Origin of the sequence: Pseudomonas sp. NGC7, from assembly GCF_047159675.1 — a bacterium.
Classification (GTDB): domain Bacteria; phylum Pseudomonadota; class Gammaproteobacteria; order Pseudomonadales; family Pseudomonadaceae; genus Aquipseudomonas; species Aquipseudomonas kermanshahensis.
This window is the reverse complement of sequence record NZ_BAAFZY010000001.1, coordinates 4,619,143-4,645,117: the sequence shown is the minus strand read 5'-3', so window position 1 is coordinate 4,645,117 and position 25,975 is coordinate 4,619,143. Positions and strand designations below refer to the sequence as shown.

Sequence of the window (25,975 nt, the reverse complement as noted above, 5' to 3'; positions counted from 1 at the left end):
CACTTGACAAGAAGCCAAATTGGTCAAGATTTTCCATGCAAAATCAGCTGCTTGATAGCGGGCCAGAAGACGCCTGCCGCGTGGCTGAAAAAACAGGCTGCACCGGTTTGAAACACGCGCCGGACGCAAGCCTGGCTTGAGCGGGCGCAACAGGCAGGCGAAGGGATAACCGTGCTTTCGCTTTGCGTCGATAAATGCCTTTCAGTTCAGTTGATTACCTCCGGTCGGCGGCGGCCACCCGGGACGGCTCAGGCCAACCCGGCACGTAATTTGAGTACGGCCACAACCGCCAGGCCGGACCGGAGGAGCAGTACTGGTGGTGTGTGTACTCCGGCCATCGCTTTAGCCCGATGAGCAAACAATTAGAAAAACCTGGAGAAGGCCCCATGCAACAGAGCAGATCGCAAGTGATCGAGCAGGATGGCCTGTTCGAGCTGGAGGCAGGCACTGACGTGCTCGACAGCTCGCGCTACAACCACGACATCGCACCCACCAAGGTGCACCAACGCACCTGGAACAAATGGCACATCACCGCCCTGTGGGTGGGTATGTCCATCTGCGTGCCCACCTACACCCTCGGCGGCGTGCTCACGGCCTACTTTGGCCTGAGCGTGGGCGAGGCGCTGCTGGCCATTTTGCTGGCCAACCTCATCGTGCTGATCCCGCTGACCCTCAACGCGTTCCCTGGCACCAAGTACGGCATCCCGTTTCCGGTGCTGTTGCGTTCCTCGTTTGGCATCCTCGGCTCGAACGTGCCGTGCTTGATTCGCGCGGTGGTCGCTTGCGGCTGGTTCGGCATCCAGACGATGTTCGGCGGCCTGGCCATTCACCTGTTCCTCGGCTCGATGTTCGATGGCTGGAAGGCTCTGGAGGGCACCGGGGAGGTGATCGGCTTCATGATCTTCTGGGCGCTTAACTTGTGGGTGGTGTTGCGCGGGGCGGAGTCGATCAAATGGCTCGAAACGCTTTCGGCGCCGTTGCTGGTGGCGGTGGGCGTGGGCCTGCTGTTCTGGGCACTGCCGCACATGTCGATGACCGAGTTGCTGGCGCAGCCGCCCAAGCGGCCAGAGGGCGCCAGCGTGGTCAGCTACTTCTGTGCCGGGCTCACCGCCATGGTCGGTTTTTGGGCCACGCTCTCGCTGAACATTCCCGACTTCAGCCGGTACGCCAAAAGCCAGAAGGACCAGATACTGGGGCAGATCTTCGGCCTGCCGCTGACCATGTTCCTGTTTGCGGCATTGGGTGTGGTGCTGACCGCAGCGTCCGCGTCGCTGGTGGGTGAAACGGTGTCTGACCCGGTCAGCCTGATCGGCAAGATCCAAAGCCCGGGCTGGGTGGCGCTGGCCATGGCGTTGATCGTGATCGCCACGTTGTCGACCAACACGGCGGCGAACATCGTCTCGCCCACCAACGACTTCCAGAACATCGCGCCACGCCTGATCGGGCGAAGCCGCGCGGTGTGGCTGACCGGGTTTATCGGCTTGGCGCTGATGGGCCATGAACTGCTCAAGAAGCTGGGTTGGATCGTCTCGGACCTGAGCCTGGAAAGCGTTTATTCGAACTGGTTGCTGGGTTACTCGAGCCTGCTCGGGCCGATTGCCGGGATCATGGTGGTGGACTACTTCTTGATCCGTCGCCAGCGCCTGGACTTGGCGGGGTTGTACCGCGATGACGTGTATCCGGCCTGGAACTGGGCTGGGTTTGCCGCCTTCGGCGTCCCGGTGGCGCTGACCGTGATGTCGATCGGCAACAGCAGCTTCAGCTGGTTCTACGACTATGGCTGGTTCACCGGCTCGCTGCTGGGTGGGGCGTTGTATTACGTCCTGGGTGGCTTGGCGGCGCGCAGCCCGGCGCGGTTGGCCAAGCCGTTGCCGTGATACTGAGTTTGCCTCTTCGCGGGCAAGCCCGCTCCCACAGGCTACGGCACGTTCAATGTGGGAGCGGGCTTGCCCGCGAAGAGGCCCTGATAAACAACAAAAAAGCCTGAGGGGAAAACCCATGACTCCAGTCCACGATATCCTCAAGACCACCGCCCGCCATGTTGACAGCGCACGCCTGTGGCAATCGCTGATGGACCTTGCCCGCCTCGGCGCCACGGCCAAAGGCGGTGTTTGCCGGCTGGCGCTGACCGACCTCGACCGCCAGGCCCGCGACCTCTTCGTCGAGTGGTGCGAGGCAGCCGGTTGCACCGTGAGTGTCGATGCGGTCGGCAATATTTTCGCCCGCCGCCCGGGGCGCAACCCCAAGCTGCCACCGGTGATGACCGGCAGCCATATTGATACCCAGCCCACCGGCGGCAAGTTTGATGGCTGTTATGGGGTGATGGCCGGGCTGGAGGTGATCCGCACCCTCAACGACCTCGGCGTTGAAACCGAAGCGCCGTTGGAAGTGGTGGTGTGGACCAACGAGGAGGGCTCGCGCTTTGCCCCCTGCATGATGGGCTCTGGGGTGTTCGCCGGTAAGTTCACGCTGGAAGAGACGCTGGCCAAGCGTGATGCACAGGGGGTGAGTGTTGGCGAGGCGCTCGATGCGATCGGTTACGCCGGCCAGCGCGCGGTACTCGGCCACCCGGTGGGGGCTTATTTTGAAGCGCATATCGAGCAGGGGCCGATCCTTGAAGACCAGGCCAAGACCATCGGCGTGGTGTTGGGTGCGCTGGGCCAGAAGTGGTTCGACCTGACCCTGCGCGGGGTCGAAGCCCATGCCGGCCCAACGCCCATGCACTTGCGCAAGGATGCCTTGGTGGGCGCTGCCGCCGTGGTCGAGGCAGTCAACCGTACGGCCCTTGGGCACCAGCCACATGCCTGTGGCACGGTGGGTTGCCTGCAGGCCTACCCGGGGTCACGCAACGTGATCCCGGGTGAGGTGCGCATGACCCTGGACTTCCGTCACCTTGAAGGCGAGCAACTGGACGCGATGATTGCCGAGGTGCGTGGGGTGATCGAGAGCACCTGCGCCAAGCATGGCCTGGCGCATGAGCTGATCCCTACGGCGGATTTCCCGGCCCTGTATTTCGACAAGGCCTGCGTCGATGCCGTGCGCGATTCGGCAGGTGCGCTGGGCCTGCCGCACATGGATATCGTCAGTGGAGCGGGGCATGACGCGATCTTCCTGGCCGAATTGGGGCCAGCGGGGATGATCTTCGTGCCTTGCGAGAATGGCATCAGCCACAACGAAATCGAGAACGCCACGCCGGAGGACCTGGCGGCGGGGTGTGCGGTGTTGTTGCGGGCGATGCTGGCGGCGTCGGAGGCGATTGCCAGTGGGCGGTTGGCGGCGTAGGGGGTGTATGTCTTGAAGGGGTGGTTCGGCTGACAGGTGCCTGGCGGGAGGTTTTCATCGCCTATGAGATCGAGCGCCGCCCGCGCGGCGCATCGCGAGCAACGCTCGCTCCTACGTTTGTTTTTGGCCAATAACGCCTGTGGCAGGCGCGCGCGACCGCCTTGTTTGTTCGACGCGATATCGAGCCATACGCCAGGGCGGTCGCGCGCGTTTGCCCCAGGAATAATTGGCCCGAAACAAACGTAGGAGCGAGCGTTGCTCGCGATGCGCCGCGTGGGCGGCGCTCGATCTCATAGGCGCCACAGCCCTAACGGTATGCACCTATCAGCCGCAACCCTATCTACCCCACCACCACAAGACACCCATCCCGCCCAATGTGATACCGCTGCAGGTCCTGCGCCAAGGTCAGATGCCCGCTGTAATGCGCCAGGGCCTCCACACGTACATCGTCGATGCACGGGCTGCGCCGCGGATCGCCCTGGTAGCGTGCGCTGAAATGCGTGAGCACCAGGTTGCGCACACCCGCCGCCTCGGCAAACCGTGCCACTTGCGCCGCTGTGCTGTGGCCGAACGTAGCCCCCGTGCGCTCGACGACCGCCTGGGTAAAGGTCGCTTCGTGCACCATCACATCCGCGCCCTTGGCCGCCTCCGCCAACAGCTCGGGGTTGTCGTTGTCACCGCACACGATCACCCGTCGCGCCGGCCGCGATGCGCGCAGGTAGTCCTGGCCGTGCAGGGTCCGCCCCTCATGCTCGACCGACAGCCCTTTGGCCAGGTCGCCCCACAACGGCCCGCGTGGAATGCCTTCGGTATCCAGGCGCTGCACGTCCAGGCGCGGCTCAGGGTTGAGCTCGGTGAGCACGAAGCCCACGCTCGGCACCCGGTGCGACAGCTGCACGGTACTGACCTGCAGCGTCTCGCTACGCCAGTCAGTCAGGCTTTCAACGGCCAGCAGGCGCACCTCGAAAGGCAGGTAAGTGTCGCTGGCGGTCAAGCCCAGGCGCACCCAGTCATGCAGGGCGGCGGGCAGGATGATATCCAGCGGCTGGGTACGCCCGCTCATCCCGGCGCTGGCCAGCAGGCCGGGCAGGCCGAAGCAATGGTCGCCGTGTACGTGGGTGATGAAGATGCCGCGCAGGTCGCGTATCGACAGCGGCGTCTGTAGCAGCCGATGCTGCGTGCCTTCGCCGCAATCGATCAGGTACCAGTGGCTGCCGCTGGCCTCGATGAGGGCCGTGGCACTGACGTTGCGGGCCTTGGTCGGCACCCCGGCACTGGTGCCTAGAAACAGCAGGTCCATGATCAGGCTCCTTTGCTTCAGCCCAGCAGCGACAGGTCGCGCAACAACGCTTGCAGGCCCTGCGGCACAAGCGGGCCGATGCGGTCGAAGTCGGCGCTGTCGCACCACCGGGCGCGGAAGGGGCTGCCGTCGGACTCGCGGCCTTCTACCCAGGGCTGCTGGTAAAGGCTGGCGTCGTCGAAGCGTGCATCGAATACCTGCACAATCTCATGCCCCGGCGTATCGGCATAGTGGAACAAGCTCTCCAGCGTGCCGAGCAACCGCACATCGCTGATCGACTGCCCCAGTTCTTCTTCGATTTCCCGGGCGATGGCGTCACGGCCCCGCTCACCAAACTCGATGCCACCCCCGAGTGGGCGGCACAGCGTCTGCTGCGTCACCGGGTCGTCGAAGACGTTGACCAGAATCTTCCCTTGGTGATGGAAAACGCACAGCGCCAGCGAGCGAATGCGCGGTTCGAGCAACGGCTTGAGGAAGCTGCGTTCATAGCTGAGGATGAACCGTTGCTCAGTGGCCAGGGCAACTGCAGCGATGCATTCCGGGTCGGTCTCTGCCTGCTTGCGGTACTGCTCGTAGGCGGCCAGGCTGGAAAAACTGAACAGGCAGTAGGCGATGTTGTTGGCACCTTCGGCAGGCAGGAAATAGCCATGGTGCTTGCCGCCCATGCGCGTGACCAGGCGCATCCACAGGCGCGAATAGGCTTCGAAGGCCGGTAGCTGGTAAGGGTCGACGGTGTATTTGACGTGGCAGGTGATCAACGGCTCGTTCCTTCGAGGGGAGGCGGGGCGCACACCTTAGCCTGATTGCCCCGCGTCGTCGACATGCCAGCCGCGCGGCGGGCTAGCCCTCCTGGCGCCAGATCAGCTTGCTGGTGTCGTAGCCTTGCTTGCGGGCAATCGACAGCAGTTCCTCGCGTTCCTGGTCGGTGATTGCCGGCGTGCGCGAGAGCAACCACAGGTACTCGCGGTTGGGGTGCCCGACCAGGGCCACGCGGTAGTCCTTGTCGTGGTAAAGCACCCAGTACTCACCCTTGGTCAGGCCCGGAGCCAGCCGGCTGAACCAGTTGTCGAACTGCACCCAGAGCTTGTCAGTCTTGCCCGGTTGCTGGGCTTCGGCGATGCCCTTGGCCTCGTTCCATTGGCCGTCCTTTTCCTTGCAGCGGTTGTTGACGTCGATGCGCCCGTCCTCACGCAAGCCGTAACGCGCTTCGGATTGAACGCAGTTGCGCTGAAAGAACATTGGCAGGCGCGCCAGCTCATACCAGGTGCCCTGGTAGCGTTGCAGGTCGACCTGCTGGGTGGTCGGCGGCGTGCGGTGTTCATCGTTCGAACCCGCGCAGCCGACCAGGGCAAGGGTCATGCAGGAAAGCATCAGTGCCGTGCGCATCGCCATAGCGAACCTCCTTGAAGCGGATGGGGATTTACCTTTGCTTCGATGCGGGCGTGCGGGAAAAGTTGTATCGAATATCCCCACGCCGCCAGGTTTTACAGCCAGTAAGTCACCGCCCACCAGCCCAGCCCACCCATGACCACGGTATAGGGCAACGCCATCCACACCATGCGCCCGTACGACAGGCGGATCAGTGGTGCAATCGCCGAGGTCAGCAGGAAGAGGAACGCCGCTTGCCCATTCGGCGTTGCCACGCTCGGCAAGTTGGTGCCGGTATTGATCGCCACCGCCAGCGTCTCGAAATGCTCGCGGCTCATGCCACCGTTCATGAAGGCCTGCTTGACCTCGGTAATGTAGATAGTGGCGACGAACACGTTGTCGCTGATCGCCGACAGCAAACCGTTGGCCAGGTACAGCATGCCCGGTTGTTGTTCGGCAGGCAGTGCCAGTACCCAGGCAATCAGCGGGCTGAACAACTGCTGCTGATGGATCACCGCGACCACGGCGAAGAACACCACCAACAGCGCGGTGAACGGCATGGCATCCTGGAAGGCCCGGCCCAGGCGGTGTTCGTCGGTGATGCCGGTGAACGCAGTGATCAACACGATCACCAACAGGCCGATCAGGCCCACTTCGGCAATGTGCAGGCCCAGGCAGATGATCAGGATCAGCGCGGCGCTGCCTTGTACCCACAGCGCGGCACGCTGGGCCGGCGTACGGGCGGCGTCATCTTCGGCGGCGTAGGCGGCCAGCACCTGGCGCACGCGTTCGGGCATCAGTGTGCCGTAGCCGAACAGGCGTAGTTTTTCCAGCGCTACGCAGGTCAACAGCCCGGCGCCGAGCACCGGCAACGACACCGGGGCGACCTTGAGGAAGAAGTCGGCGAAGTGCCAGCCCATTTCATGGCCGATCAGCAGGTTTTGCGGTTCGCCCACCAGCGTGCACACGCCGCCCAATGCAGTGCCGACCGCACCGTGCATCAACAGGCTGCGCAGGAAGGCGCGGAACTGGTCGAGGTCTTCACGGTGCAGTTGCGGGATCTGCTGGTCGCTGTCGAGCGCGCTTTCTTCACGCGGGTTGGCACCCGAAGCAACGCGGTGAAAGACCGCGTAGAAGCCCACGGCAGCGCTGATGATCACCGCCGTGACTGTCAGCGCATCGAGAAAGGCCGAGAGGAACGCTGACAGCACGCAGAACAGCAGCGACAGGGCCGCCTTCGAGCGCACACCGAGCAAGATCCGCGAGAACAGGAACAGCAGCAGCTCTTTCATGAAGTGAATGCCGGCGACCATGAACATCAGCAGCAGGATCACGGGAAAGTTGTGCAGCAGCTCTTCGTACAGGGCCTGTGGGGTGGTCATCTCGAGCAGCAGTGCTTCGACCAGCAACAAGCCGCCAGGCATCAACGGGTAGCACTTGAGCGCCATGCCGAGGGTGAAGATGAATTCGATCACAAGCACCCAGCCCGCCGTGACCGGGCCCGCAGTCAGCAACAGCAAGGGGTTGAGCACCAGGAACAGGCCGATGACAGCCTTATACCAAAGCGGTGACTGGCCCAGGAAGTTGTGGGCGAGCGCACCGGGCAGGGAGCGGGGCATGAATATGTATCCTTATGATTCAGCGATGGCGCACGGTGCCGGATCGAGCCGACTTAGGCAAGATTTGCCGTCCTGCTTTTGGCACAAGTGCGGCCTCCTGGCTGGGTTAACATCCTGCGTTATGACCCTTTCCCAGCAGGAGTGCCGCCCGTGACCGAGTACAGCGCGTTCAAGGTTGAACTGACTGATAGCATCGCCCACGTCCAGATCAACCGCCCCGAGAAAGTCAACGCGATGAACGCTGCCTTCTGGGAGGAGATCATCGACATCTTCCAGTGGGTCGACGACACCGATGCGGTGCGCGCCGTTGTCATCAGCGGTGCGGGCAAGCATTTCTCTGCCGGCATCGACCTGATGATGCTGGCCTCGCTGGCCGGCCAGTTGGGCAAGGACGTTGGCCGTAATGCGCGCTTGCTGCGCAGCACCATCTTGCGCCTGCAGGCGTCGTTCAATGCCGTCGACAAATGCCGCAAGCCGGTGCTGGCGGCAGTCCAGGGCTACTGCATTGGGGGCGCCATCGACCTCATCTCGGCGTGCGACATGCGCTACTGCAGCCAAGATGCGCAGTTCTCGATCAAGGAAATCGACATGGGCATGGCCGCCGATGTTGGCACGCTGCAACGTTTGCCACGTATCATTGGCGACGGCATCATGCGCGAGCTGGCATTCACCGGGCGCAACGTCGAGGCCGATGAGGCGCTGCGCATCGGCCTGGTCAACCGGGTCTATGATGATCAGGCCGCGCTGCTTGACGGGGTCTTTGCCATCGCCCGTGAGATTGCCGCAAAATCGCCGATCGCCGTGGCCGGCACCAAGGAAATGCTCAGCTACATGCGTGACCACCGCATTGACGATGGCCTTGAATACATCGCCACCTGGAACGCCGCGATGCTGCAGTCCGAAGACCTGCGCGTGGCCGTGGCGGCGCACATGAGCAAACAGAAACCGACGTTCGCCGACTGACTGGGTCGGGGGCGCGCAGCAAGGAACCCCGACATGTCAGCACGCTGGACTACCGCAGTACTCGACCCGCAGATCACCGGGGGCTTGGCCGTCGCTCGCAGCCCGGAAGGGTTCCTGGTGGACGACAACGGCGCGCTGTTCCCCCGCGAATGGCTCAAGCGCCAGGACCTGGACGTGCTGTGCGAGCATGGTATCGGTCACTTCGATGGCGAGCCGGTGTTCCTGCTCGAACTGCGCAGCGCCACCGACCTGCCGGGTTGCAGCTGGCGTGGCCTGCGCGCGTTCATGCTCGAAGGCGACTTCGACCTGTACAAGGTGCTGGGTTATGCCGCGCAGATCGGTACCTGGGCACGCGAGCACCGTTTTTGCGGTAGCTGCGGCCAGGCGATGACGCAAATCCGTTGGGAGCGGGCGATGTACTGCCAGCCCTGCGACCTGCGCAGCTACCCGCGCATTTCGCCGAGCATGATCGTGCTGGTCACCCGCGGTGACGAGATTCTGCTGGCGCGCTCGCCGCGTTTCGTCACCGGTGTCTACAGCACCTTGGCGGGTTTTGCCGAGCCCGGCGAGTCGGCCGAGGATTGCCTGGTGCGCGAAGTGCGTGAAGAGGTAGCGGTCGAGGTGCAGAACATCCGTTACGTCGGCAGCCAGTGCTGGCCGTTCCCGCATTCGATGATGCTGGGGTTCCATGCCGAGTACGCGGGCGGCGAGATCGTCATGCAGCCCGACGAGATCGAGGATGCCCAGTGGTTCAGCGTGCATGACCTGCCGCCGCTGCCGGCCGGGCGTTCCATCGCCCGGTACCTGATCGATTTGTACGTGGCTGAACGCTTAGGCCTGCCCGAACCAGTGCTGCCACGCTAGGCGCACGGTCAGCGCCAGCACCACGGTGATGAAGACCGGGCGGATGAACTTGCTGCCGCCGCTGATCGCCGTGCGTGCGCCGAAGAACGCACCCACCATCACCGACAGGCCCATGCACAGGCCGACGACATAATCCACCTGCCCGGAAATGATGAACACCGTCAGCGCCGCGATGTTGCTGACGAAGTTCATGCTGCGCGCCACGCCGCTGGCGCGCACCAGGTCGATCGGGTACAGCAGCAGGGTGCTCACGGTCCAGAACGCGCCAGTGCCGGGGCCTGCCACGCCATCGTAGAAACCCAGCGTGAAGCCTTGGGGGGCCTGCCATTTTTTCTTGATCGGTGCGTCGGCATCCAGCGGCGCCTTGGGCGTGCCGCCGAACAGCAAGTAGACGCCGCAGGCGAAGACCACGACCGGAAGCATCTTGTTCAGCCATTCGGCGGGCAGGTAGTGGGCGATCACCGCACCCAGCGAGGCGCCTACCAGGGTAGCGAACAACGCCGGGCGCCACTGCGCGGGGTGGAACAGTTTGCGCTTGTAGTAAGTGAAGCCGGCCGTGGCCGAGCCGAAGGTAGAGCTGAGCTTGTTGGTGCCCAGCACCAGGTGTGGCGGCATGCCGGCGGTGAGCAGGGCCGGGGTGGTGAGCAGGCCGCCGCCGCCGGCGATGGCGTCGATGAAGCCGGCGATGAAGGCGACCAGGGCCAGGATGAGTAGGGTGAGGGGGTCTACGGTGAGTTCGAAGGGCATTTTTGGGGACTAAGGTAATCGGGAAGTGGAATTCTGCTTCAGCTACGTTGCTAGGTAAACCCAGCCTGCCGGATGTCTGAATTTGAATCGCTCAGCAAGGTTTCCAAGGTTGACGTGGACGTTGACTTTTTTATTAAATTTTTCTCTATCAGCTTTTTTTCCAAGTTCTCGACATATTGGTTGTAATGAGATTTCAGGTTCGCTTCTGTCTCGTCTGGGTCATATTGAGATATTAGCGTTACAAGCTGCTTTTTCAGAGGGAGTTCGGCGGCTCGTAAAAGGTACTTCCTCTTGATGGATGGACTGGCCCAGTCAACTTCCTCCAGTCCGGCGATCCTTTGCGTCGCGTCACGTGCGAGACTTACTAGCTCCGTTTTACTTTTTTTATACAAGTCTTTTCTCGACTTATACACGGATTTCATCTTCTGGTATGCCTGCTCAGAAGTAGAATAATTCACGTAACCAACGTTTGTGGTTTTTTTGCTAGGCATATGACCCGAGGGGTCGACATGATTAATTGGGTCGTTTGCACCGTAAGCATATGCATTTCGCCCTCCTTGTCCAAATGGGCTTAGGTTATCTGGAGATAAGAAACGCGCCAGTGAAGGGCTGTAAGCGCGATAACCCTCGCCGAGGAGATAGCAGTTCGTGAAGCTATCATAGCGCTGCCCAGTGAAGCCAAGGTAAACGGCTGGGGGTGGCTTATTGATGTAACCATAAGCTGTATAAACAAGCGTATTGAAGCGTTCGTTGGGGTGCCGGCCTTTTATGGTGCGCTGGTACTGAAGGGAGTCCTGCATGGCGTACCTCTTGGATGGATACAGTTCAGGCTACTTTCAGTCAGAGGCTATAGGTGCGCAACTGATAATTTTACCAGTTGCATGAAGGCGTGAGTACAGGCCAATTGCGATACTTCATTTAACAAGCAATCGGCCTGAAAACTCTCAACTCCGAATAAACGCCAGCAAATCCGCATTGATCACATCGGCATGGGTGGTCGGCATGCCGTGCGGATACCCTTTGTAGGTCTTCAACGTGCCATTAGGCAGCAACTTGGCCGACAAAGGGCCCGCGTTCTCGTAAGGCACGATCTGGTCATCGTCACCGTGCATGACCAGCACCGGCTGGGTGATGCGCTTGAGGTCCTCGGTGAAGTCAGTCTGCGAAAACGCCACGATGCCGTCGTAGTGCGCCTTGGCACTGCCGATCATGCCTTGGCGCCACCAGTTGCCGATGATGCCTTCCGACGGTTTGGCCCCGGGCCGGTTGTAGCCGTAGAAAGGCCCCGTGGGCACGTCGCGGTAGAACTGCGCCCGGTTACTCGCGACCTGGGCCTGGAAGCCGTCGAAGACCGACTTGGGCAGGCCGCCTGGGTTGGACGGTGTCTGCACCATCAGCGGTGGCACTGCGGCAATCAGTACCGCCTTGGCCACCTTGTCGCCGGGGTAGCGTGCCATGTAGCGCACCACTTCGCCGCCACCCGTGGAATGGCCGACATGCACCGCACCCTGGATGCCCAGGTGGTCGACCACGGCGGCTACGTCATCGGCGTAGTGGTCCATGTCATGGCCATCCCACACCTGGCTAGAGCGCCCGTGGCCGCGGCGGTCGTGGGCGACCGCGCGAAAGCCTTGGGCCAGGAAGAACAGCAACTGGGCATCCCAGTCATCGGCACTGAGCGGCCAGCCGTGGTGGAAGTGAATGACCGGCGCATCGCGCGGGCCCCAGTCTTTGTAGAAGATCTGAACGCCATCCTTCGTGGTTACGTAGCTCATGGTCGCGTCTCCTCTGTGCAGGGGATTGCCAAGTGAGCTATTGAGAATAGGTGAGATTTCTGAGTTGTCAGTACTGGCCTCTTCGCGGGGCAAGCCCGCTCCCACAGGAATACCACCGTCTCTAACCGGGTAGTAAACCTGTGGGAGTGAGCTATTGAGAATAGGAGAGATTTCTGTGTTGTCAGTACTGGCCTTTTCGCGGGGCAAGCCCGCTCCCACAGGAATACCACCGTCTCTAACCGGGTAGTAAACCTGTGGGAGTGAGCTATTGAGAATAGGAGAGATTTCTGTGTTGTCAGTACTGGCCTTTTCGCGGGGCAAGCCCGCTCCCACAGGTATATCACCGTCTTTAACCTGGTAGTAAACCTGTGGGAGCGGGCTCGCCCCGCGAAAGGGCCGGCACCGGCAATCGAGCCATTACAGGAACCAGCGGTACTCCCTGGCGCTGACTTCTTGCATGAATGCCAAGTGGTCTTGCCGCTTGTTCTCGCAATACACCATCACGAATTCTTCCCCCAGCCCCTCATTCACTGCGGGGTGGCTGCGCATCGCGGTGACTGCGCTGAGCATGTCCTTGGGGAAGTCGATGCCGCTGCCGCGGTCTTCGTTCAGCGGTGTGATCGGCTCCTGCGCCGCATCCAGCCCATGCTCCATCCCGCACAGGATCGCCGCCAGCACCAGGTACGGGTTGGCATCCGCGCCAGCCAGACGATGCTCGATGCGCAAATTACGTACATCGGACTCGGGAATGCGTATGCACGCATCGCGGTCTTCATAGCCCCAACTCGCACGGCTGGCGGCGTTGACCATGGCGCCGTAGCGACGGAACGCATTGTGGTTGGCTGCAAAGATCGGCATGCAGTGGGGCAGGACCGCCAGGCAGCCCGCCACCGCATGGCGCAGCGGGCGTTGCCCATCGGCAGCCAGCAGGTTGTTGCCGTCGTTGTCGTACAGGCTGACGTGTACATGCATGCCGCTGCCTGGGGCGTGCAGGTAGGGTTTGCTCATGAATGAAGCACGCAGCCCGTGCTTGAGCGCCACGCCACGGGTGCTGCGGCAGAACAGGGCAGCCCAGTCGGCGGCGCGCAGGCCGTCGTCGCAGTGGCCGAAATTGATCTCGAACTGGCCCGGCCCCAGTTCGGCCGTGATGACATTGGCATCCACCCCTTGGGCATTGGCCGTTTCTACCATGTCGCGCAGCACGTCGCTGAAGCGCGACAGGCGCTCGATGTGCATGTTGGGCTGATCGTCCGGGTCTTCGCTGAACGGGTCGCGGGGGCACTGCGGCAGCCCTTCCTTCAGTGCCCGCTCGAACAGGTAAAACTCCAGCTCGAACGCCACCACCGGGCGAATGCCACGCCGCGCCAGGCGTTGCAGTACGCGGGTGAGCACTTCCCGGGGCTCGAACTCGATGGGCGCGGCGGTGCCGTCGGAGCTGATCAACATCTGCCCCAGCGGCTCGCGCTCCCAGGTGACTGGCTTGAGGGTGCCGGGGATCAGGCGCCGCACGGCATCCGGGTCGCCGTCGCTGAAACAGTAGTCACCAATCGGGAACAGCCCGCCCTGTACCCCTAGCAACACGCAGTTCTGCGGCAGTTTCAGCGGGCTGCCGGCGGCGACCTTTTCCAGCATGTCGACGGGGTAGCGCTTGCCGTAGAAATGCCCGGGGATGTCCAGGCTCAGCAGGTCGACATGGCGTACTTCGGGGTAGCGGGCACGGAAGGCGCGTACTTCACTGAGCAGATCGGGAAAACCTGTTGTGATGGTCATGCTGTGCTCTCATCGGAAGACCCAGAGAACCCGGGTCGTCTGGTCGGTCAGGTTGGCGTAGCGGAACTGGCTGTGCGGCGGCAGCTGAAAGCTGTCGTTGCGCCGGAGCGTGACGGCCTCGGCGTGGCCATCGCGCCACAGCGTCAGCTCACCTTCCAGGACGAAACCGCCTTGCTCGGAACTGTCGTTCAGGTGCCCCTCGCCACTGCTGGCGCCGGGCGCCAAGTGGCTTTCGAGCATGGAAAAGCCGCCATTCAAGGTGGGCGACACCAGCACATCGCTGATGCCTTCGGCGTAGTAAATGGTGCGCCGCTCGCCCGGTCGGGTAACCCAGTCCAGCGGCCGGGGTTGGCCGGCCTGGTAGAAGTAGGTGGTCGGTACGTGCAGCGCTTCGCTGATTGCGGTCAGGTCGGCCACGGTTGGCCGTGACAAACCGCGCTCGACCTGGGACAGAAACCCCAGTGAGCGCTTGACCTTGCTGGCCAGCTCGTCGAGCGTCAGCCCGCGGTGCTTGCGCAGGTCGCGAATCAGCAGCGCCAGTGTTTGAACTTCATCAGACATGGTCGCGCAACCTGTACCAGGCTTTGGCTGCGGCTTCCAGCGGTGCGGCCATCAAGTCGCCGCCTGGGAAGCGGCCGTTATCGATACCTTGGTACAGCGCCAGCAGGTCATCGTTGCCAAGGATCGCATCGCTGACCGCCCGCGCCCCGGCCAGGGTCGGCAGCACGCCGTGGCCCGAGAAGCCTTGTAACCAATAGCGCTCGCCGTCCCGGCCGATGTCGGGGGTGCGCTGGATGCTGCAGTCGATGTGGCCGCCCCAGGCATAGTCGATGGCCACGCCGGCCAACTGCGGGAACACCCGTTCAAGGTAGGGGCGGGTGGCGCTGGCCACATCCTTGGGGATGCCGCCCAGGTAGGTGCAGCCGCCGCCAAACAGCAGGCGGTTGTCGGGGGTAAGGCGGAAATAGTCGGGTACGAACTGGTTGTCGATCACGCAGCTGTTGCGCGGCAACAATGACTTGGCGACGTCAGCTTCCAGGGGCGCGGTGGCGACCTGGTAGGAGCCGACGGGCAGCAAGCGGCGCGACAGGGCCGGGTCGAGGCGGTCGATGTACGCGTTGCAGGCCAGTACCAGGATTTGGCTGTGTACCTCGCCATGCTCAGTGCGGGTCACATAACCGTTGCCGGTCTGCTGGTAGCCGAGCACCTGGCTTTGCTCGAAAATGTGGCCACCGGCTGCCTCGATATTGCTGGCAAGGCCTTGGGCGAGCTTGAGGGGGTTGAGGTGGGCGCCTTTGGCGTCATACAGCGCGGCTTGGTAGCGTGGGCTGTCGATCCACTGGGGTAGCTCGTCGCGCCCTATCAGGCGCAGGGCGTCATAGCCCCATTTGGTTTCGGCGTCGTGCAGGGCTTCTTCAAGCATTTTTACGCGGCGCGGTAGCACGGCTGTCCACAAGCTGCCAAGCCGGTAGTCGATATCGAAGCCATGGCGCTGTGGCAGCTCACGCATTTCATCGGCCGCCCAGCACATGCTGTCCCACAGGCGCCGGGTGCGTTCTACGCCAAGGGCCTTCTCCAGCGGTGGCATGTCGCACGACCAGCCCAGCAACGCTTGGCCGCCGTTGCGCCCGGAAGCGGCCCACGCCACACGGCTTGCTTCCAGCAGCGTGACACGCTTGCCGGCCATGGTCAGTCTCAGGGCGGTGTGCAGGCCGCTGAACCCTGCGCCGACGATGAGGATGTCGGTATCGTGGCGGCCTTGCAGGGTGGGGCGCAGGGGAATGCGGGTGGGGTAGGTCTGGGCGTAATAGCTGGCGATGTGTTGCGCGGATTGCTTGAACATGCCGGTGCCTCATGAAAATTATTGTGATTATTTTCATGAAAATTTAGCAGGTAAATTTCACGGCGCCAGTGCGTTGGTCGGGTTTTGTGCTTTTGCTGTGTTTTAGTGCCGCCTGTGACGGCCTCTTCGCGGGCAAGCCCGCTCCCACAGGTACTGTGCAGGCTTCAGGTCGCTGCCTTTTTACGAGGTTGCCTTGGCTTGCCTGCTGCTGGTTTGCTTCCGGTGGCTTTACTTTTGCCGCCCCCCCGGCGCTTCTTTTTCCAAGGTGGCGCGGCGCCGGCCGCTGGCGCGGTAATGGTCATGCGCATGCCGCTGCAGCGCTCGACCAGCTTGCCCATCCAGGCCGACTGCCGGGCGACGAACTCTTCCAGGCTCATTTCACCGCTCTGCACCATGTCCAGTGCCTGCTCCCAGATGGCCGTGGTCCCGGGGTCGGCAATGGCCCTGGGTACGGCGTCGATGAGGCTGAAGGCTGCGGGCGTCGCGGATAAGGCCTTGCCGTTCTTGACCAGATAACCACGGTCGAGCAGGCCCTGGATGATGCTGGCCCGTGTCGCTTCGGTGCCGATGCCCGTGGTTTCCTTGAGCTTCTGCTTCAACCGCGGGTCATCTACCAGTTTGGCGACGTTTTTCATGGCCTTGATCAGGTCGCCTTCGGTAAAGGGCTTGGGTGGCTGGGTCCACATGTCCTTGAGTTGCAGCCCTTGCACGTTGCAGTCCTGGCCTTCGCGCAGGGCTGGCAGAACCTGGGCCGGCGGCGCCTCGCGGCCTTTGGCCGGGGTCAGCGCCTCGGGCAAGGCACGGCGCCAGCCAGGCTCGACGATCTGCTTACCCACAGCACGCAAGGCATGGCCTGCACAGTCGAAATCGGCCTGGGTGCGGTCGTACTCGTGGTTGGGCAGGAACTGCGCCAGGTAACGGGCGCGGATGAGGGTGTAGACCGCCTTGTACTTAGCGGGCAGGCGCGAGGGGTCGCTGGCCGCGGCAGTGGGGATGATGCCGTGGTGGGCGCTGACCTTGGCGTCGTTCCAGGCGCGGGAGCGACGCTGGGGCTCCAGGTGAGCCTGCAGCGGCGCCAGGCTGGCATCGGCGCGCTGCAGGGCGGCAAGGATGGCGGGGGCCTCGGCGTGCTGGCTCAGCGGCAGGTAACCACAGTCGCTGCGCGGGTAGGTGATCAATTTGTGGGTTTCGTACAGGGCCTGGGCGATGTCGAGGGTTTCCTGGGCGCCGAAGCCGAACTTCTTTGAGCACAGCTCCTGCAGGGTGCCCAGGTCGAAGGGTAGGGGGGCGGCTTCGCGTACGCGTTCAGTCGCCACCTTGGCCACGCGGGCAGTGCCCGCATTGCCCATGTCGGCGGCAGCCTGTTGCGCCAGCACCTGGTTGAGGCACCGGCCCTGGTCGTCACAAGCATCTTCTGGTGCTCGCCACTGAGCGTTGAAGCCCTGGCCAGCCTGTTCGAGTTGCACGTCGATGGCCCAGAACGGTACCGGGACGAAGTCGGCGATGCTGCGATCACGGTCCACCACCAGGCGCAGGGTCGGGGTCTGTACCCGGCCTACCGGCAGTACGCCCTGGTAGCCGGATTGGCGCCCGAGCAAGGTGAATAGCCGGCTCATGTTCATGCCGATCAGCCAGTCGGCGCGGGAGCGGCCCAGCGCCGAGTGATAAAGGCTGAAGGTTTCCTGGCCCGGCAGCAGGCGTGCCAGGGCCTTGCGGATGGAGGCATCATCAAGGGCCGACAGCCACAGGCGCTGGATCGGCCCGCGGTAACGGCAGTGCTCGACCAGTTCGCGGGCGATCATTTCGCCTTCGCGGTCGGCGTCGGTGGCGATGACCAGCTCGCGCGCCTCGCCTAGCAGGCGTTTGACGGCCTTGAACTGGCTGGCGGTCTTGGGCTTGACCAGCATCTTCCATTTTTCGGGAATGATCGGCAGGTCGGCGAGGTTCCAGCGCTTGTAGCGTTCGTCATAACTGTCGGGCGGGGCGGTTTCGAGCAGGTGGCCGATGCACCAAGTGACGCAGACGTCGGTGCCTTGCCAGCAGCCGTCGGCCTTGCGGTTGGCGCCGAGCACTTTGGCGATGTCTTTTGCCTGGGAGGGTTTTTCGCAGAGGAACAGGCGCATGGCCGAGCACGCTTCATCGGGGTTGATGGGCACTAGGATGCGCAAGCAGGGGCGCAGAGGCAAGTTTTATCTGGATGGATGTACAGGTTTTTGTCTGGGGAGATGTATTTGGCTGTACCGGCCTCTTCGCGGGGCAAGCCCGCTCCCACAAGTCTTGCACTGATCCTGAATGCAGTGGAGGACCTGTGGGAGCGGGCTTGCCCCGCGAAGGGGTCAGTGAAACCACGGCTTATGGATCAGGCGCGCGAGTCGCGCACCATGTCCACATGCGGGATGCCGGCTTCAAGGAACTCTTCGCTGACGACGCGAAAGCCCAAGCGCTCGTAGAACGGCGTGGCGTGTACCTGTGCACTGAGCATCTGCTGTTTCAGGTCACGGTCCTGCGCTTCGACGATCACCGCGTTCATCAGTGCATCGCCCACTTTCAGGCCGCGCCAGTCCTTGAGCACCGAGACCCGGCCAATGGTGCCGTCAGGCAGCAGGCGGGCGGTACCGATTGGGTAGTCGCCTTCCAGCGCCAGGAAGTGCGCAGCGCTTGGATCGTCGGAATCCCATTCCAGCTCTGGTGGTACGTGCTGTTCGGCAATGAACACCGCCTCACGGATGCGGCGGATGTCGGCGTTGTCCTTATGCCAGTCGGCGAGGCGCACACGAATCTTATTCATTGGCGAATCCCAGGCTTCCTTGTTTGATCAGCTGCTGTACCAGCATAAGGCCATCTTCATCCTGCAGCCACTCTGCAAGGTTTTCGATGTGTAACGCATCGGCAGCACAGACCAGCTTCAGCAGCTCACGCAGTTTGGCCGGCAACGGGCAGCTGCGGCCGCTGGCGAACAGCATCAGGTCATCGTTGAGCTCGGACCAGGCCATGCGCGCGCTTGGGTTGCGGATCAGGATGGCGCCATCTTCCAGCGCTTCGATCAGCTGTTCCTCAGTGAGCTCTTCACCCACGACCTGCTCCGGGTAGCGCGGCTCGGTCATGAACTGGCCGAACCAGGTCAGCAGCAGGTCTTTGTCACCCATGTGCTTGTCGAGCAGGCCTTTGAGGCGGTCGAGGGCGTCGTGCTGGATCTGGTGCGGGTCGCTGACCGGCTGGGCGTCGGCGTCGCTGTAGCGCTCTTCGTCCGGCAGGAACTGGCCGAGGAAGTCGGTGAAGTGGGTCAGCACTTCAGCAGCGCTTGGCGCGCGGAAGCCGACCGAGTAGGTCAGGCAGTCGTCTTCGGCTACGCCGTAGTGGGCCAGGCGCGGCGGCAGGTAGAGCATGTCGCCAGGTTCCAGGGTCCACTCACCGCTCTGTTCGAAGTCGGCGAGGATGCGCAGGTCGGCGTGCTCGATCAGCGGGCTCTCGCTGTTGCACATCTGGCCGATCTTCCAGTTGCGCTTGCCGTGGCCTTGCAGCAGGAACACGTCGTAGTTGTCGAAGTGCGGGCCGACGCTGCCACCTGGGGCTGCAAAGCTGACCATCACGTCGTCGATGCGCCAGCTGGGCAGGAAGCGGAATTCTTCCAGTAGTTCGGCCACTTCCGGGACGAACTGGTCCACGGCCTGTACCAGCAAGGTCCAGTCACGCTCGGGCAGGGTGGCGAAGACCTCTTCTTCGAACGGGCCGCGGCGCAGCTCCCACGGGCGCTCGCCGTGTTCGAGCACCAGGCGCGATTCGACTTCTTCTTCCAGCGCCAGGCCGGCCAGTTCGTCGGGCTCGATCGGGCTGATGAAGTCGGGGAAGGCCTGGCGTACCAGCAGGGGCTTCTTCTGCCAGTAGTCGCGCATGAATTCGCGGGCCGAGATGCCGCCCAGCAGCTGCAGTGGAGTATCAGGATTCATGTTCAACCTATTGAAAAAACGTAATTTTCGTCCGGGAATAAAAACGCCCGGCTAAGCCGGGCGTTGAACGCGACGGTCAGCTTAGATGCGTTTGGCCTGTGCTGCCGCGTTACCGATGTAAGTGGCAGGGGTCAGCTGCTTGAGCTCGGCCTTGGCGTCGGCTGGCATGTCCAGGCCGTCGATGAAGGTCAGCAGCGCCTCAGGGGTGATGCCCTTGCCACGGGTCAGCTCTTTGAGCTTCTCGTACGGGTTCTCGATGTTGAAGCGGCGCATGACGGTCTGGATCGGCTCGGCCAGGACTTCCCAGCAGGCGTCCAGGTCGGCGGCGATACGTGCGGTGTTGACTTCCAGCTTGCCGATGCCCTTCAGGCTGGCTTCGTAGGCGATGACGCTGTGAGCGAAGCCCACGCCCAGGTTGCGCAGCACGGTGGAGTCGGTCAGGTCGCGCTGCCAGCGCGAGATCGGCAGCTTGCTGGCCAGGTGCTGGAACAGCGCATTGGCGATACCCAGGTTGCCTTCGGAGTTCTCGAAGTCGATCGGGTTGACCTTGTGCGGCATGGTCGACGAGCCGATTTCACCGGCGACGGTCTTCTGCTTGAAGTAGCCCAGGGAGATGTAGCCCCAGACGTCGCGGTCGAAGTCGATGAGGATGGTGTTGAAGCGGGCGATTGCGTCGAACAGCTCGGCGATGTAGTCGTGCGGCTCGATCTGCGTGGTGTACGGGTTGAACTGCAGGCCCAGCTCGTCTTCGATGAAGGCGCGGGCGTTGGCTTCCCAGTCGATCTGCGAGTAAGCCGACAGGTGGGCGTTGTAGTTGCCCACGGCGCCGTTGATCTTGCCCAGCAGTGGCACGGCGGCTACCTGGGCGATCTGGCGCTCCAGGCGGTACACGACGTTGGCCAGCTCTTTACCCAGGGTGGTCGGCGAAGCCGGTTGGCCGTGGGTGCGCGACAGCATCGGCACGTCGGCCAAGGCGTGGGCCTGGGCGCGGATGGCGTCGGCGATCTGGCGCATCAGCGGCAGCAGCACGTCGTCACGGCCAGCGCGCAGCATCAGGGCGTGGGACAGGTTGTTGATGTCCTCGCTGGTGCAGGCGAAGTGGATGAACTCGCTGACCTTGGCCAGCTCAGGCAGTTGGGCAGCCTGCTCTTTGAGCAGGTACTCGATGGCCTTGACGTCGTGGTTGGTGGTGCGCTCGATTTCCTTGACGCGTTCGGCGTGCTCGAGCTTGAAGTCGGTGGCCAGAGTGTCCAGCAGGGCGTTGGCTTCGGCGGAGAACGCCGGTACTTCGCCGATCTGCGGGTGGGCGGCCAGGCGCTGCAGCCAGCGCACTTCGACCAGGGCGCGGAAACGGATCAGGCCGTATTCGCTGAAAATGGGGCGCAAGGCCTGGGTTTTGCCGGCATAACGGCCGTCTACAGGGGAAACCGCAGTGAGCGAGGAAAGCTGCATGGGGTGTTCTCGGACAGTCAGGCTTTTGGAAGGGCGCATATCATACATGAAAAAAGCGCCCGGGTCGGGTGGCTGACCAAAGGTCGGGCCTATTTGATGCTGGTGGCAAACCCTGTGGGAGCGGGCTTGCCCGCGAACACCGGTGTAGCCGGTGCCATCCACCGAGTCACTTGCTTCGCGGGCAAGCCCGCTCCTACAAGGATCAGCGCAGCCCCTCAGCTGGCGCTGCGCATCATGTCGTACAGTTCGTTGAGCAGCTTGCGACGGCTGAACACCAGCTGCCAGCGATGGCCGCCCAGCTGGCGCCACAGGCGCGCGGCGCGGATGCCGGCCAGCAGCAGGGCGCGGATTTTGGAAGCGTTGCTGGCCTGCTGCAGGAAGCGCATGTCGCCGTGTACCTGGATACGCTGGCGCAAGGTGCTCAGGGTGTCCTGGTACAAGGCGCCACTGGAAGCGATGACGTTTTCATGAACCAGGCCGAAATGGTCAGCCTGTGACTGGATTTGCGGCAGGCGGTTGCCGATGGTGTCGAGCAGGTCGCCGCGCTTGGCCAGTTGGCGTTCCAGGCCCAGCATGGACAGGGCATAGCGCAAGGGCTCGCGCTGCAGGCTGCTGGGGTCGCGCTCCAGGGCGCCGACCAGGGCGCGGTAGCCGTCCCGCAGGTTGAGGTCGTCACCGCCGAACACCTCCAGGGTGTCTTTGGGATCGCGCACCAGCAGGCTACCCAGCATGCAGCCGATGTTGGCCTCGCTGGCCTGGCCGGTGCGGGCGATGCGGTCGACCAGCACGGCGGCTTGGAATACGCCGCCCAGGGCAATCAATTGCTCCTGCAGGTTGCTCATGCGCGCGGGCTCCAGGGCTCGGCAGTCTCGATCACGCCGCCACCCAGGCACACCTCACCGTCATAGAACACCACCGACTGGCCTGGGGTGACCGCGCGTTGCGGTTCGTCGAACACGGCGCGGTAACCGCTCTCGGTCAGTTCCAGGGTGCAGTGCTGGTCGCTCTGGCGGTAGCGCACCTTAGCGGTGAGCTTGCGCGGGCTGCTGAGGTCGATCGGGTTGACCCAGTAGATTTCCGAGGCGAGCAGGGCGCGGGAGAACAGCCAAGGGTGTTCATTGCCCTGGCCGACCACCAGCACATTGCGGGCCAGGTCCTTGTGCAGCACGTACCACGGCTCGTCGCCGGCGTCCTTCAGGCCGCCAATACCCAGGCCTTGGCGCTGGCCGATGGTGTGGTACATCAGGCCATGGTGGCGGCCGATGACTTCGCCGTCGGTGGTCTGGATTTCACCGGGCTGGGCTGGCAGGTACTGCTTGAGGAAGTCGCTGAAACGGCGCTCGCCGATGAAGCAGATACCGGTGGAGTCTTTCTTCTTGGCGGTGGCCAGGCCATGCTTTTCGGCAATGGCGCGTACCTCTGGTTTTTCCAACTCCCCGACTGGGAACAGGGTGCGGGCGATCTCTTTGCCGCCAACCGCATGCAGGAAGTAGCTCTGGTCCTTGTTCGGGTCCAGGCCCTTTAGCAGCTCGGTGAGCGCGCCGGTGTCGCGACGGCGCACGTAGTGGCCGGTGGCGATCAGGTCGGCGCCCAGCGACAGGGCGTAGTCGAGGAACGCCTTGAACTTGATTTCGCGGTTGCAGAGGATGTCCGGGTTAGGCGTGCGGCCGGCTTTGTATTCTTCGAGGAAGTGTTCAAAGACGTGGTCCCAGTACTCGGCGGCGAAGTTGGCGGTGTGCAGCTTGATGCCGATGCGGTCGCACACGGCCTGGGCGTCGGCCAGGTCTTCGCGGGCGGTGCAGTATTCGGTGCCGTCGTCCTCTTCCCAGTTCTTCATGAACAGCCCTTCCACCTGGTAGCCCTGCTCCATGAGCAGAAGGGCGGAGACGGAGGAGTCCACGCCGCCGGACATGCCGACGATGACGCGGGTCTTGGCGGGGTCTTTGAGTGCTGGGCTGGTCATGGCTACCGATGTGTATCAGAGGGGAAAAACGCCGATTCTATCAAACCCGAGGCTGCACGTCAGTCGCGCAGCAGCGTGAGGCTGTGCAGCGGGCCGGCGAGGTAGTCGTCAAGGCAGCGCGGCACCAGCTCGCTGCGCCAGCGGGTGGGGTCGGCCAGCAGTTCGTCGCGGGTCAGCCAGACGGCACGGACGATGTCGCTGTCCAGTGCCAGGTCGGCATGGTGGCGCACGGGGCGGGCGGCGAAGCAGATGCGCTGATAAGTCACGCCATTGCTGGGGGCGGTGTACAGGTAGATGCCGACCACGCCGGTCAGTTCGACTTCCCAGGCGGTTTCTTCGAGGGTTTCGCGCAGGGCGGCCTGGGGCAGGGTTTCGTTGGGTTCGAGGTGGCCGGCGGGTTGGTTGAAGACGTGCTGGCCGGCTTTGAATTCTTCGACGAACAGGAATTTACCTTCGTGCTCGACGAGGGTGGCGACGGTGATGTGGGGTTGCCAGGTCATTGAAGTGTCCTTGTCGATTGCCGGGACCGCGTTGCGGTCCATCGCCGGCAAGCCAGCTCCCACAGGTGGTGCATAAATCTCAGGGTATGCACATTGCCTGTGGGAGCTGGCTTGCTGGCGATGGGCTGCAAAGCAGCCCCCAAGATCCAGAAAGCACAAACCCCGGTGCGTGGCCGGGGTTTGTGGGGTTACTTCAAGCGGACCTTACAGGGCGGCAATGGCGCTGTTGAAGGTCTGGCTTGGGCGCATCACCTTGGCGGTCAGCTCGGCATTCGGGGCGTAGTAGCCGCCGATGTCGGCCGGCTTGCCTTGAACGGCGTTGAGCTCGGCGACGATGGTCGCTTCGTTCTCGGCCAGGGCTTTTGCCAGCGGTGCGAAGCGTGCCTGCAGGGCGGCGTCGTCAGCCTGAGCAGCCAGGGCCTCGGCCCAGTACAGGGTCAGGTAGAAGTGGCTGCCGCGGTTGTCGATACCACCGACTTTGCGCGAAGGCGACTTGTTGGTGTCGAGGAACTTGCCGGTGGCCTGGTCCAGGGTGTTGGCCAGGACTTTGGCGCGCGGGTTGTCGTAGGTGTTGCCCAGGTGCTCCAGGGAAGCGGCCAGGGCCAGGAATTCACCCAGCGAGTCCCAACGCAGGAAGTTCTCTTCAACCAGCTGCTGCACGTGCTTCGGTGCCGAACCGCCAGCGCCGGTTTCGAACAGGCCACCGCCGTTCATCAGCGGGACGATCGACAGCATCTTGGCGCTGGTGCCCAGCTCCATGATCGGGAACAGGTCGGTCAGGTAGTCGCGCAGCACGTTGCCGGTCACCGAGATGGTGTCCTTGCCTTCGCGGATGCGAGCCAGGGAGAACTTGATGGCATCGACCGGTGCCAGGACACGGATGTCCAGGCCAGCGGTGTCGTGATCCTTCAGGTACTTCTGGACTTTCTCGATCATCACGCCGTCGTGGGCGCGAGCCGGGTCCAGCCAGAACACCGCCGGGGTGTTGCTCAGGCGGGCACGGTTGACGGCCAGCTTGACCCAGTCTTGGATCGGCGCGTCTTTGGTCTGGCACATGCGGAAGATGTCACCAGCTTCGACGTTCTGCTGCAGCACGACCTGGCCTTTGCCATCGACCACACGAACCACGCCATCGGCCTGGATCTGGAAGGTCTTGTCGTGGGAGCCGTACTCTTCGGCTTTCTGCGCCATCAGGCCAACGTTCGGCACGCTGCCCATGGTGGTTGGGTCGAAGGCACCGTTGACTTTGCAGTCTTCGATGGTGGCCTGGTAGATGCCGGCGTAGCAGCGGTCCGGGATGATCGCCTTGGCGTCTTGCAGCTCACCGGCGGTGTTCCACATCTTGCCCGAGTCACGGATCATGGCCGGCATCGAGGCGTCGACGATGACGTCGCTCGGCACGTGCAGGTTGGTGATGCCTTTGTCGGAGTTGACCATGGCCAGGGCCGGGCGAACGGCGTACAGGGCCTGGATGTCGGCTTCGATCTCGGCCTGCTTGTCAGCTGGCAGGTCTTTGATGCGGGCGTACAGGTCGCCGATGCCGTTGTTGGCGTTGAAGCCTACTTCAGCCAGTGCAGCGGCGTGCTTGGCCAGCACGTCGTTATAAAACTCTTCGACGATGACGCCGAACATGATCGGGTCGGAGACCTTCATCATGGTGGCTTTCAGGTGCACCGACAGCAGCACGCCGGAGGCCTTGGCATCGGCGATCTGCTCGGCGATGAAGGCTTTCAGGGCTTTGCGGCTCATGGTCGCGCAGTCGACGATTTCGGCAGCCTTGACCGCGGTCTTGGCTTTCAGGACGGTGGTGGTGCCGTCTTTGGCGACCAGCTCGATGCGCAGGCTGTCGTCAGCCTCGATCAGGGCGGCTTTTTCGCTGCCGTAGAAGTCGCCTTGGGTCATGTGGGCAACGTGCGACTGCGAGTCGGCAGCCCAGGCGCCCATCTTGTGCGGGTGCTTGCGTGCGTAGTTCTTGACCGACAGCGGCGCGCGGCGGTCAGAGTTGCCTTCGCGCAGTACCGGGTTAACGGCGCTGCCTTTGATGCGGTCGTAACGGGCGCGAGATTCTTTTTCGGCCTCGGTGGACGGCTCGTCGGCGTAGTCAGGGATGTTGAAGCCCTTGCCTTGCAGTTCCTTGATCGCGGCCTTGAGCTGCGGTACCGAGGCGCTGATGTTCGGCAGCTTGATGATGTTCGCTTCAGGCGTGGTAGCCAGTTGGCCCAGTTCCGCCAGGTGATCGCCTACTTGCTTCTCGGCGCCCAGTTGCTCCGGGAATGCCGCGAGGATACGGCCGGCCAGGGAGATGTCGCGAGTTTCGACGGCGATGTCAGCGGAAGCGGTGAAGGCTTCGACGATCGGCAGCAGCGAGTAGGTGGCGAGGGCGGGGGCTTCGTCGGTGAAGGTATAGATGATCTTGGAACGGGTGGGCATGCGGGTTAACTCTCTATGTGCTGAGCGTACTCGAGTCTCGAGGTGCGCAGGGTAGGCGCTTCGCCCTGGCGACGCCATGAGCGGAAAGTCGAGAGGCTGCGAGCGGTGATGGTGGATGCATCAGTCGAGCGTCAAGTGCTGAACTGCGGTAA

The 25,975-nt window shown here is 63.0% G+C and carries 22 protein-coding genes and 1 pseudogene; 4 read left to right on the top strand and 19 right to left on the bottom strand.

Annotation, left to right across the window (positions count from 1 at the left end; translation table 11 throughout):
- Nucleotides 1-386: 386 nt before the first annotated feature.
- Nucleotides 387-1,877, top strand: a complete 1,491-nt coding sequence (locus ACMCNM_RS20875; protein WP_274885967.1) for an NCS1 family nucleobase:cation symporter-1 — start codon at nucleotides 387-389, stop codon at nucleotides 1,875-1,877.
- A 121-nt stretch (nucleotides 1,878-1,998) separates the two neighbouring features.
- Nucleotides 1,999-3,282, top strand: coding sequence for a Zn-dependent hydrolase (locus ACMCNM_RS20870; RefSeq protein WP_186703736.1), 1,284 nt, complete (start codon nucleotides 1,999-2,001; stop codon nucleotides 3,280-3,282).
- Between the two features lie 340 nt (nucleotides 3,283-3,622).
- On the opposite strand, the gene ACMCNM_RS20865 is transcribed toward ACMCNM_RS20870, so the two are convergent.
- From ACMCNM_RS20865 to nhaB, 5 genes and pseudogenes are all read right to left on the bottom strand, one after another.
- Nucleotides 3,623-4,582 (bottom strand): MBL fold metallo-hydrolase, encoded by a 960-nt coding sequence (locus ACMCNM_RS20865; protein WP_412765325.1) that lies wholly within the window; start codon nucleotides 4,580-4,582, stop codon nucleotides 3,623-3,625.
- A 17-nt stretch (nucleotides 4,583-4,599) separates the two neighbouring features.
- Nucleotides 4,600-5,046, bottom strand: a complete 447-nt coding sequence (locus ACMCNM_RS20860; protein ID WP_238217318.1) for an NUDIX hydrolase — start codon at nucleotides 5,044-5,046, stop codon at nucleotides 4,600-4,602.
- Nucleotides 5,041-5,340: pseudogene (locus ACMCNM_RS20855) on the bottom strand (NIPSNAP family protein); the annotation flags it as partial. The gene ACMCNM_RS20860 and the pseudogene ACMCNM_RS20855, both read right to left, overlap by 6 nt.
- 82 nt (nucleotides 5,341-5,422) lie before the next feature.
- The gene (locus ACMCNM_RS20850) at nucleotides 5,423-5,974 is read right to left on the bottom strand and encodes a lipocalin family protein (protein WP_186681225.1); all 552 of its coding nucleotides are present in this window, start codon (nucleotides 5,972-5,974) and stop codon (nucleotides 5,423-5,425) included.
- A gap of 92 nt (nucleotides 5,975-6,066) precedes the next feature.
- A complete protein-coding gene (gene nhaB, locus ACMCNM_RS20845) occupies nucleotides 6,067-7,569 on the bottom strand; it encodes a sodium/proton antiporter NhaB (RefSeq protein WP_186681223.1) in 1,503 nt (500 codons plus the stop codon).
- Nucleotides 7,570-7,719: 150 nt separating this feature from the next.
- On the opposite strand from nhaB, the gene ACMCNM_RS20840 reads away from it, so the two are divergent.
- Both ACMCNM_RS20840 and nudC read left to right on the top strand, forming a co-directional pair.
- Entirely contained in the window at nucleotides 7,720-8,532 is an 813-nt protein-coding gene (locus tag ACMCNM_RS20840) for a crotonase/enoyl-CoA hydratase family protein (protein ID WP_099428805.1), read from the top strand.
- A gap of 33 nt (nucleotides 8,533-8,565) precedes the next feature.
- Complete coding sequence (gene nudC, locus ACMCNM_RS20835) at nucleotides 8,566-9,396, top strand: NAD(+) diphosphatase (protein WP_027592752.1); 831 nt, start codon at nucleotides 8,566-8,568, stop codon at nucleotides 9,394-9,396.
- On the opposite strand, the gene ACMCNM_RS20830 is transcribed toward nudC, so the two are convergent.
- The 14 genes from ACMCNM_RS20830 to ACMCNM_RS20765 all read right to left on the bottom strand — a co-directional run bounded on the left by ACMCNM_RS20830 (nucleotide 9,364) and on the right by ACMCNM_RS20765 (nucleotide 25,823).
- Nucleotides 9,364-10,143, bottom strand: coding sequence for a TSUP family transporter (locus ACMCNM_RS20830; RefSeq protein ID WP_412765324.1), 780 nt, complete (start codon nucleotides 10,141-10,143; stop codon nucleotides 9,364-9,366). The two genes, nudC and ACMCNM_RS20830, sit on opposite strands and share 33 nt — an antisense overlap.
- A gap of 50 nt (nucleotides 10,144-10,193) precedes the next feature.
- The gene (locus ACMCNM_RS20825; RefSeq protein ID WP_412765323.1) at nucleotides 10,194-10,943 is read right to left on the bottom strand and encodes an RHS repeat-associated core domain-containing protein; all 750 of its coding nucleotides are present in this window, start codon (nucleotides 10,941-10,943) and stop codon (nucleotides 10,194-10,196) included.
- 144 nt (nucleotides 10,944-11,087) lie between these two features.
- Entirely contained in the window at nucleotides 11,088-11,918 is an 831-nt protein-coding gene (locus ACMCNM_RS20820) for an alpha/beta fold hydrolase (RefSeq protein ID WP_412765322.1), read from the bottom strand.
- A gap of 417 nt (nucleotides 11,919-12,335) precedes the next feature.
- On the bottom strand, nucleotides 12,336-13,682 hold the full coding sequence (locus ACMCNM_RS20815) for a glutamine synthetase family protein (RefSeq protein WP_412765950.1): 1,347 nt from the start codon (nucleotides 13,680-13,682) through the stop codon (nucleotides 12,336-12,338).
- Between the two features lie 15 nt (nucleotides 13,683-13,697).
- Entirely contained in the window at nucleotides 13,698-14,249 is a 552-nt protein-coding gene (locus ACMCNM_RS20810) for a helix-turn-helix domain-containing protein (protein WP_099428809.1), read from the bottom strand.
- Nucleotides 14,242-15,531, bottom strand: coding sequence for an NAD(P)/FAD-dependent oxidoreductase (locus tag ACMCNM_RS20805; RefSeq protein ID WP_412765321.1), 1,290 nt, complete (start codon nucleotides 15,529-15,531; stop codon nucleotides 14,242-14,244). Before ACMCNM_RS20805 ends, ACMCNM_RS20810 begins: the two co-directional genes overlap by 8 nt.
- Before the next feature lie 164 nt (nucleotides 15,532-15,695).
- A complete protein-coding gene (locus ACMCNM_RS20800; protein ID WP_412765949.1) occupies nucleotides 15,696-17,654 on the bottom strand; it encodes a DNA topoisomerase III in 1,959 nt (652 codons plus the stop codon).
- Nucleotides 17,655-17,890: 236 nt separating this feature from the next.
- Nucleotides 17,891-18,319, bottom strand: a complete 429-nt coding sequence (locus ACMCNM_RS20795; protein WP_060511170.1) for a GNAT family N-acetyltransferase — start codon at nucleotides 18,317-18,319, stop codon at nucleotides 17,891-17,893.
- Nucleotides 18,312-19,478, bottom strand: a complete 1,167-nt coding sequence (locus tag ACMCNM_RS20790) for a cupin domain-containing protein (RefSeq protein ID WP_099428812.1) — start codon at nucleotides 19,476-19,478, stop codon at nucleotides 18,312-18,314. Before ACMCNM_RS20790 ends, ACMCNM_RS20795 begins: the two co-directional genes overlap by 8 nt.
- 81 nt (nucleotides 19,479-19,559) lie before the next feature.
- Nucleotides 19,560-20,930, bottom strand: coding sequence for an adenylosuccinate lyase (purB, locus tag ACMCNM_RS20785; RefSeq protein WP_027592742.1), 1,371 nt, complete (start codon nucleotides 20,928-20,930; stop codon nucleotides 19,560-19,562).
- Between the two features lie 215 nt (nucleotides 20,931-21,145).
- Nucleotides 21,146-21,772, bottom strand: coding sequence for a high frequency lysogenization protein HflD (gene hflD, locus ACMCNM_RS20780; RefSeq protein ID WP_264309367.1), 627 nt, complete (start codon nucleotides 21,770-21,772; stop codon nucleotides 21,146-21,148).
- Nucleotides 21,769-22,893 (bottom strand): tRNA 2-thiouridine(34) synthase MnmA, encoded by a 1,125-nt coding sequence (gene mnmA / locus ACMCNM_RS20775; RefSeq protein WP_027592740.1) that lies wholly within the window; start codon nucleotides 22,891-22,893, stop codon nucleotides 21,769-21,771. Before mnmA ends, hflD begins: the two co-directional genes overlap by 4 nt.
- A gap of 59 nt (nucleotides 22,894-22,952) precedes the next feature.
- Nucleotides 22,953-23,393 (bottom strand): NUDIX hydrolase, encoded by a 441-nt coding sequence (locus ACMCNM_RS20770; RefSeq protein WP_027592739.1) that lies wholly within the window; start codon nucleotides 23,391-23,393, stop codon nucleotides 22,953-22,955.
- A 204-nt stretch (nucleotides 23,394-23,597) separates the two neighbouring features.
- The gene (locus ACMCNM_RS20765) at nucleotides 23,598-25,823 is read right to left on the bottom strand and encodes an NADP-dependent isocitrate dehydrogenase (RefSeq protein WP_027592738.1); all 2,226 of its coding nucleotides are present in this window, start codon (nucleotides 25,821-25,823) and stop codon (nucleotides 23,598-23,600) included.
- Nucleotides 25,824-25,975 lie beyond the last annotated feature (152 nt).

Bases quoted from the DNA above. Each gene is read 5' to 3' on its own strand.
- ACMCNM_RS20875 (WP_274885967.1), top strand. From the start codon at position 387: ATGCAACAGAGCAGATCGCAAGTGATCGAGCAGGATGGCCTGTTCGAG.
- ACMCNM_RS20870 (WP_186703736.1), top strand. From the start codon at position 1,999: ATGACTCCAGTCCACGATATCCTCAAGACCACCGCCCGCCATGTTGAC.
- ACMCNM_RS20865 (WP_412765325.1), bottom strand. From the start codon at position 4,582: ATGGACCTGCTGTTTCTAGGCACCAGTGCCGGGGTGCCGACCAAGGCC.
- ACMCNM_RS20850 (WP_186681225.1), bottom strand. From the start codon at position 5,974: ATGGCGATGCGCACGGCACTGATGCTTTCCTGCATGACCCTTGCCCTG.
- nhaB (WP_186681223.1), bottom strand. From the start codon at position 7,569: ATGCCCCGCTCCCTGCCCGGTGCGCTCGCCCACAACTTCCTGGGCCAG.
- nudC (WP_027592752.1), top strand. From the start codon at position 8,566: ATGTCAGCACGCTGGACTACCGCAGTACTCGACCCGCAGATCACCGGG.
- ACMCNM_RS20830 (WP_412765324.1), bottom strand. From the start codon at position 10,143: ATGCCCTTCGAACTCACCGTAGACCCCCTCACCCTACTCATCCTGGCC.
- ACMCNM_RS20825 (WP_412765323.1), bottom strand. From the start codon at position 10,943: ATGCAGGACTCCCTTCAGTACCAGCGCACCATAAAAGGCCGGCACCCC.
- ACMCNM_RS20820 (WP_412765322.1), bottom strand. From the start codon at position 11,918: ATGAGCTACGTAACCACGAAGGATGGCGTTCAGATCTTCTACAAAGAC.
- ACMCNM_RS20810 (WP_099428809.1), bottom strand. From the start codon at position 14,249: ATGTCTGATGAAGTTCAAACACTGGCGCTGCTGATTCGCGACCTGCGC.
- ACMCNM_RS20805 (WP_412765321.1), bottom strand. From the start codon at position 15,531: ATGTTCAAGCAATCCGCGCAACACATCGCCAGCTATTACGCCCAGACC.
- ACMCNM_RS20800 (WP_412765949.1), bottom strand. From the start codon at position 17,654: ATGCGCCTGTTCCTCTGCGAAAAACCCTCCCAGGCAAAAGACATCGCC.
- ACMCNM_RS20795 (WP_060511170.1), bottom strand. From the start codon at position 18,319: ATGAATAAGATTCGTGTGCGCCTCGCCGACTGGCATAAGGACAACGCC.
- ACMCNM_RS20790 (WP_099428812.1), bottom strand. From the start codon at position 19,478: ATGAATCCTGATACTCCACTGCAGCTGCTGGGCGGCATCTCGGCCCGC.
- purB (WP_027592742.1), bottom strand. From the start codon at position 20,930: ATGCAGCTTTCCTCGCTCACTGCGGTTTCCCCTGTAGACGGCCGTTAT.
- hflD (WP_264309367.1), bottom strand. From the start codon at position 21,772: ATGAGCAACCTGCAGGAGCAATTGATTGCCCTGGGCGGCGTATTCCAA.
- mnmA (WP_027592740.1), bottom strand. From the start codon at position 22,893: ATGACCAGCCCAGCACTCAAAGACCCCGCCAAGACCCGCGTCATCGTC.
- ACMCNM_RS20770 (WP_027592739.1), bottom strand. From the start codon at position 23,393: ATGACCTGGCAACCCCACATCACCGTCGCCACCCTCGTCGAGCACGAA.
- ACMCNM_RS20765 (WP_027592738.1), bottom strand. From the start codon at position 25,823: ATGCCCACCCGTTCCAAGATCATCTATACCTTCACCGACGAAGCCCCC.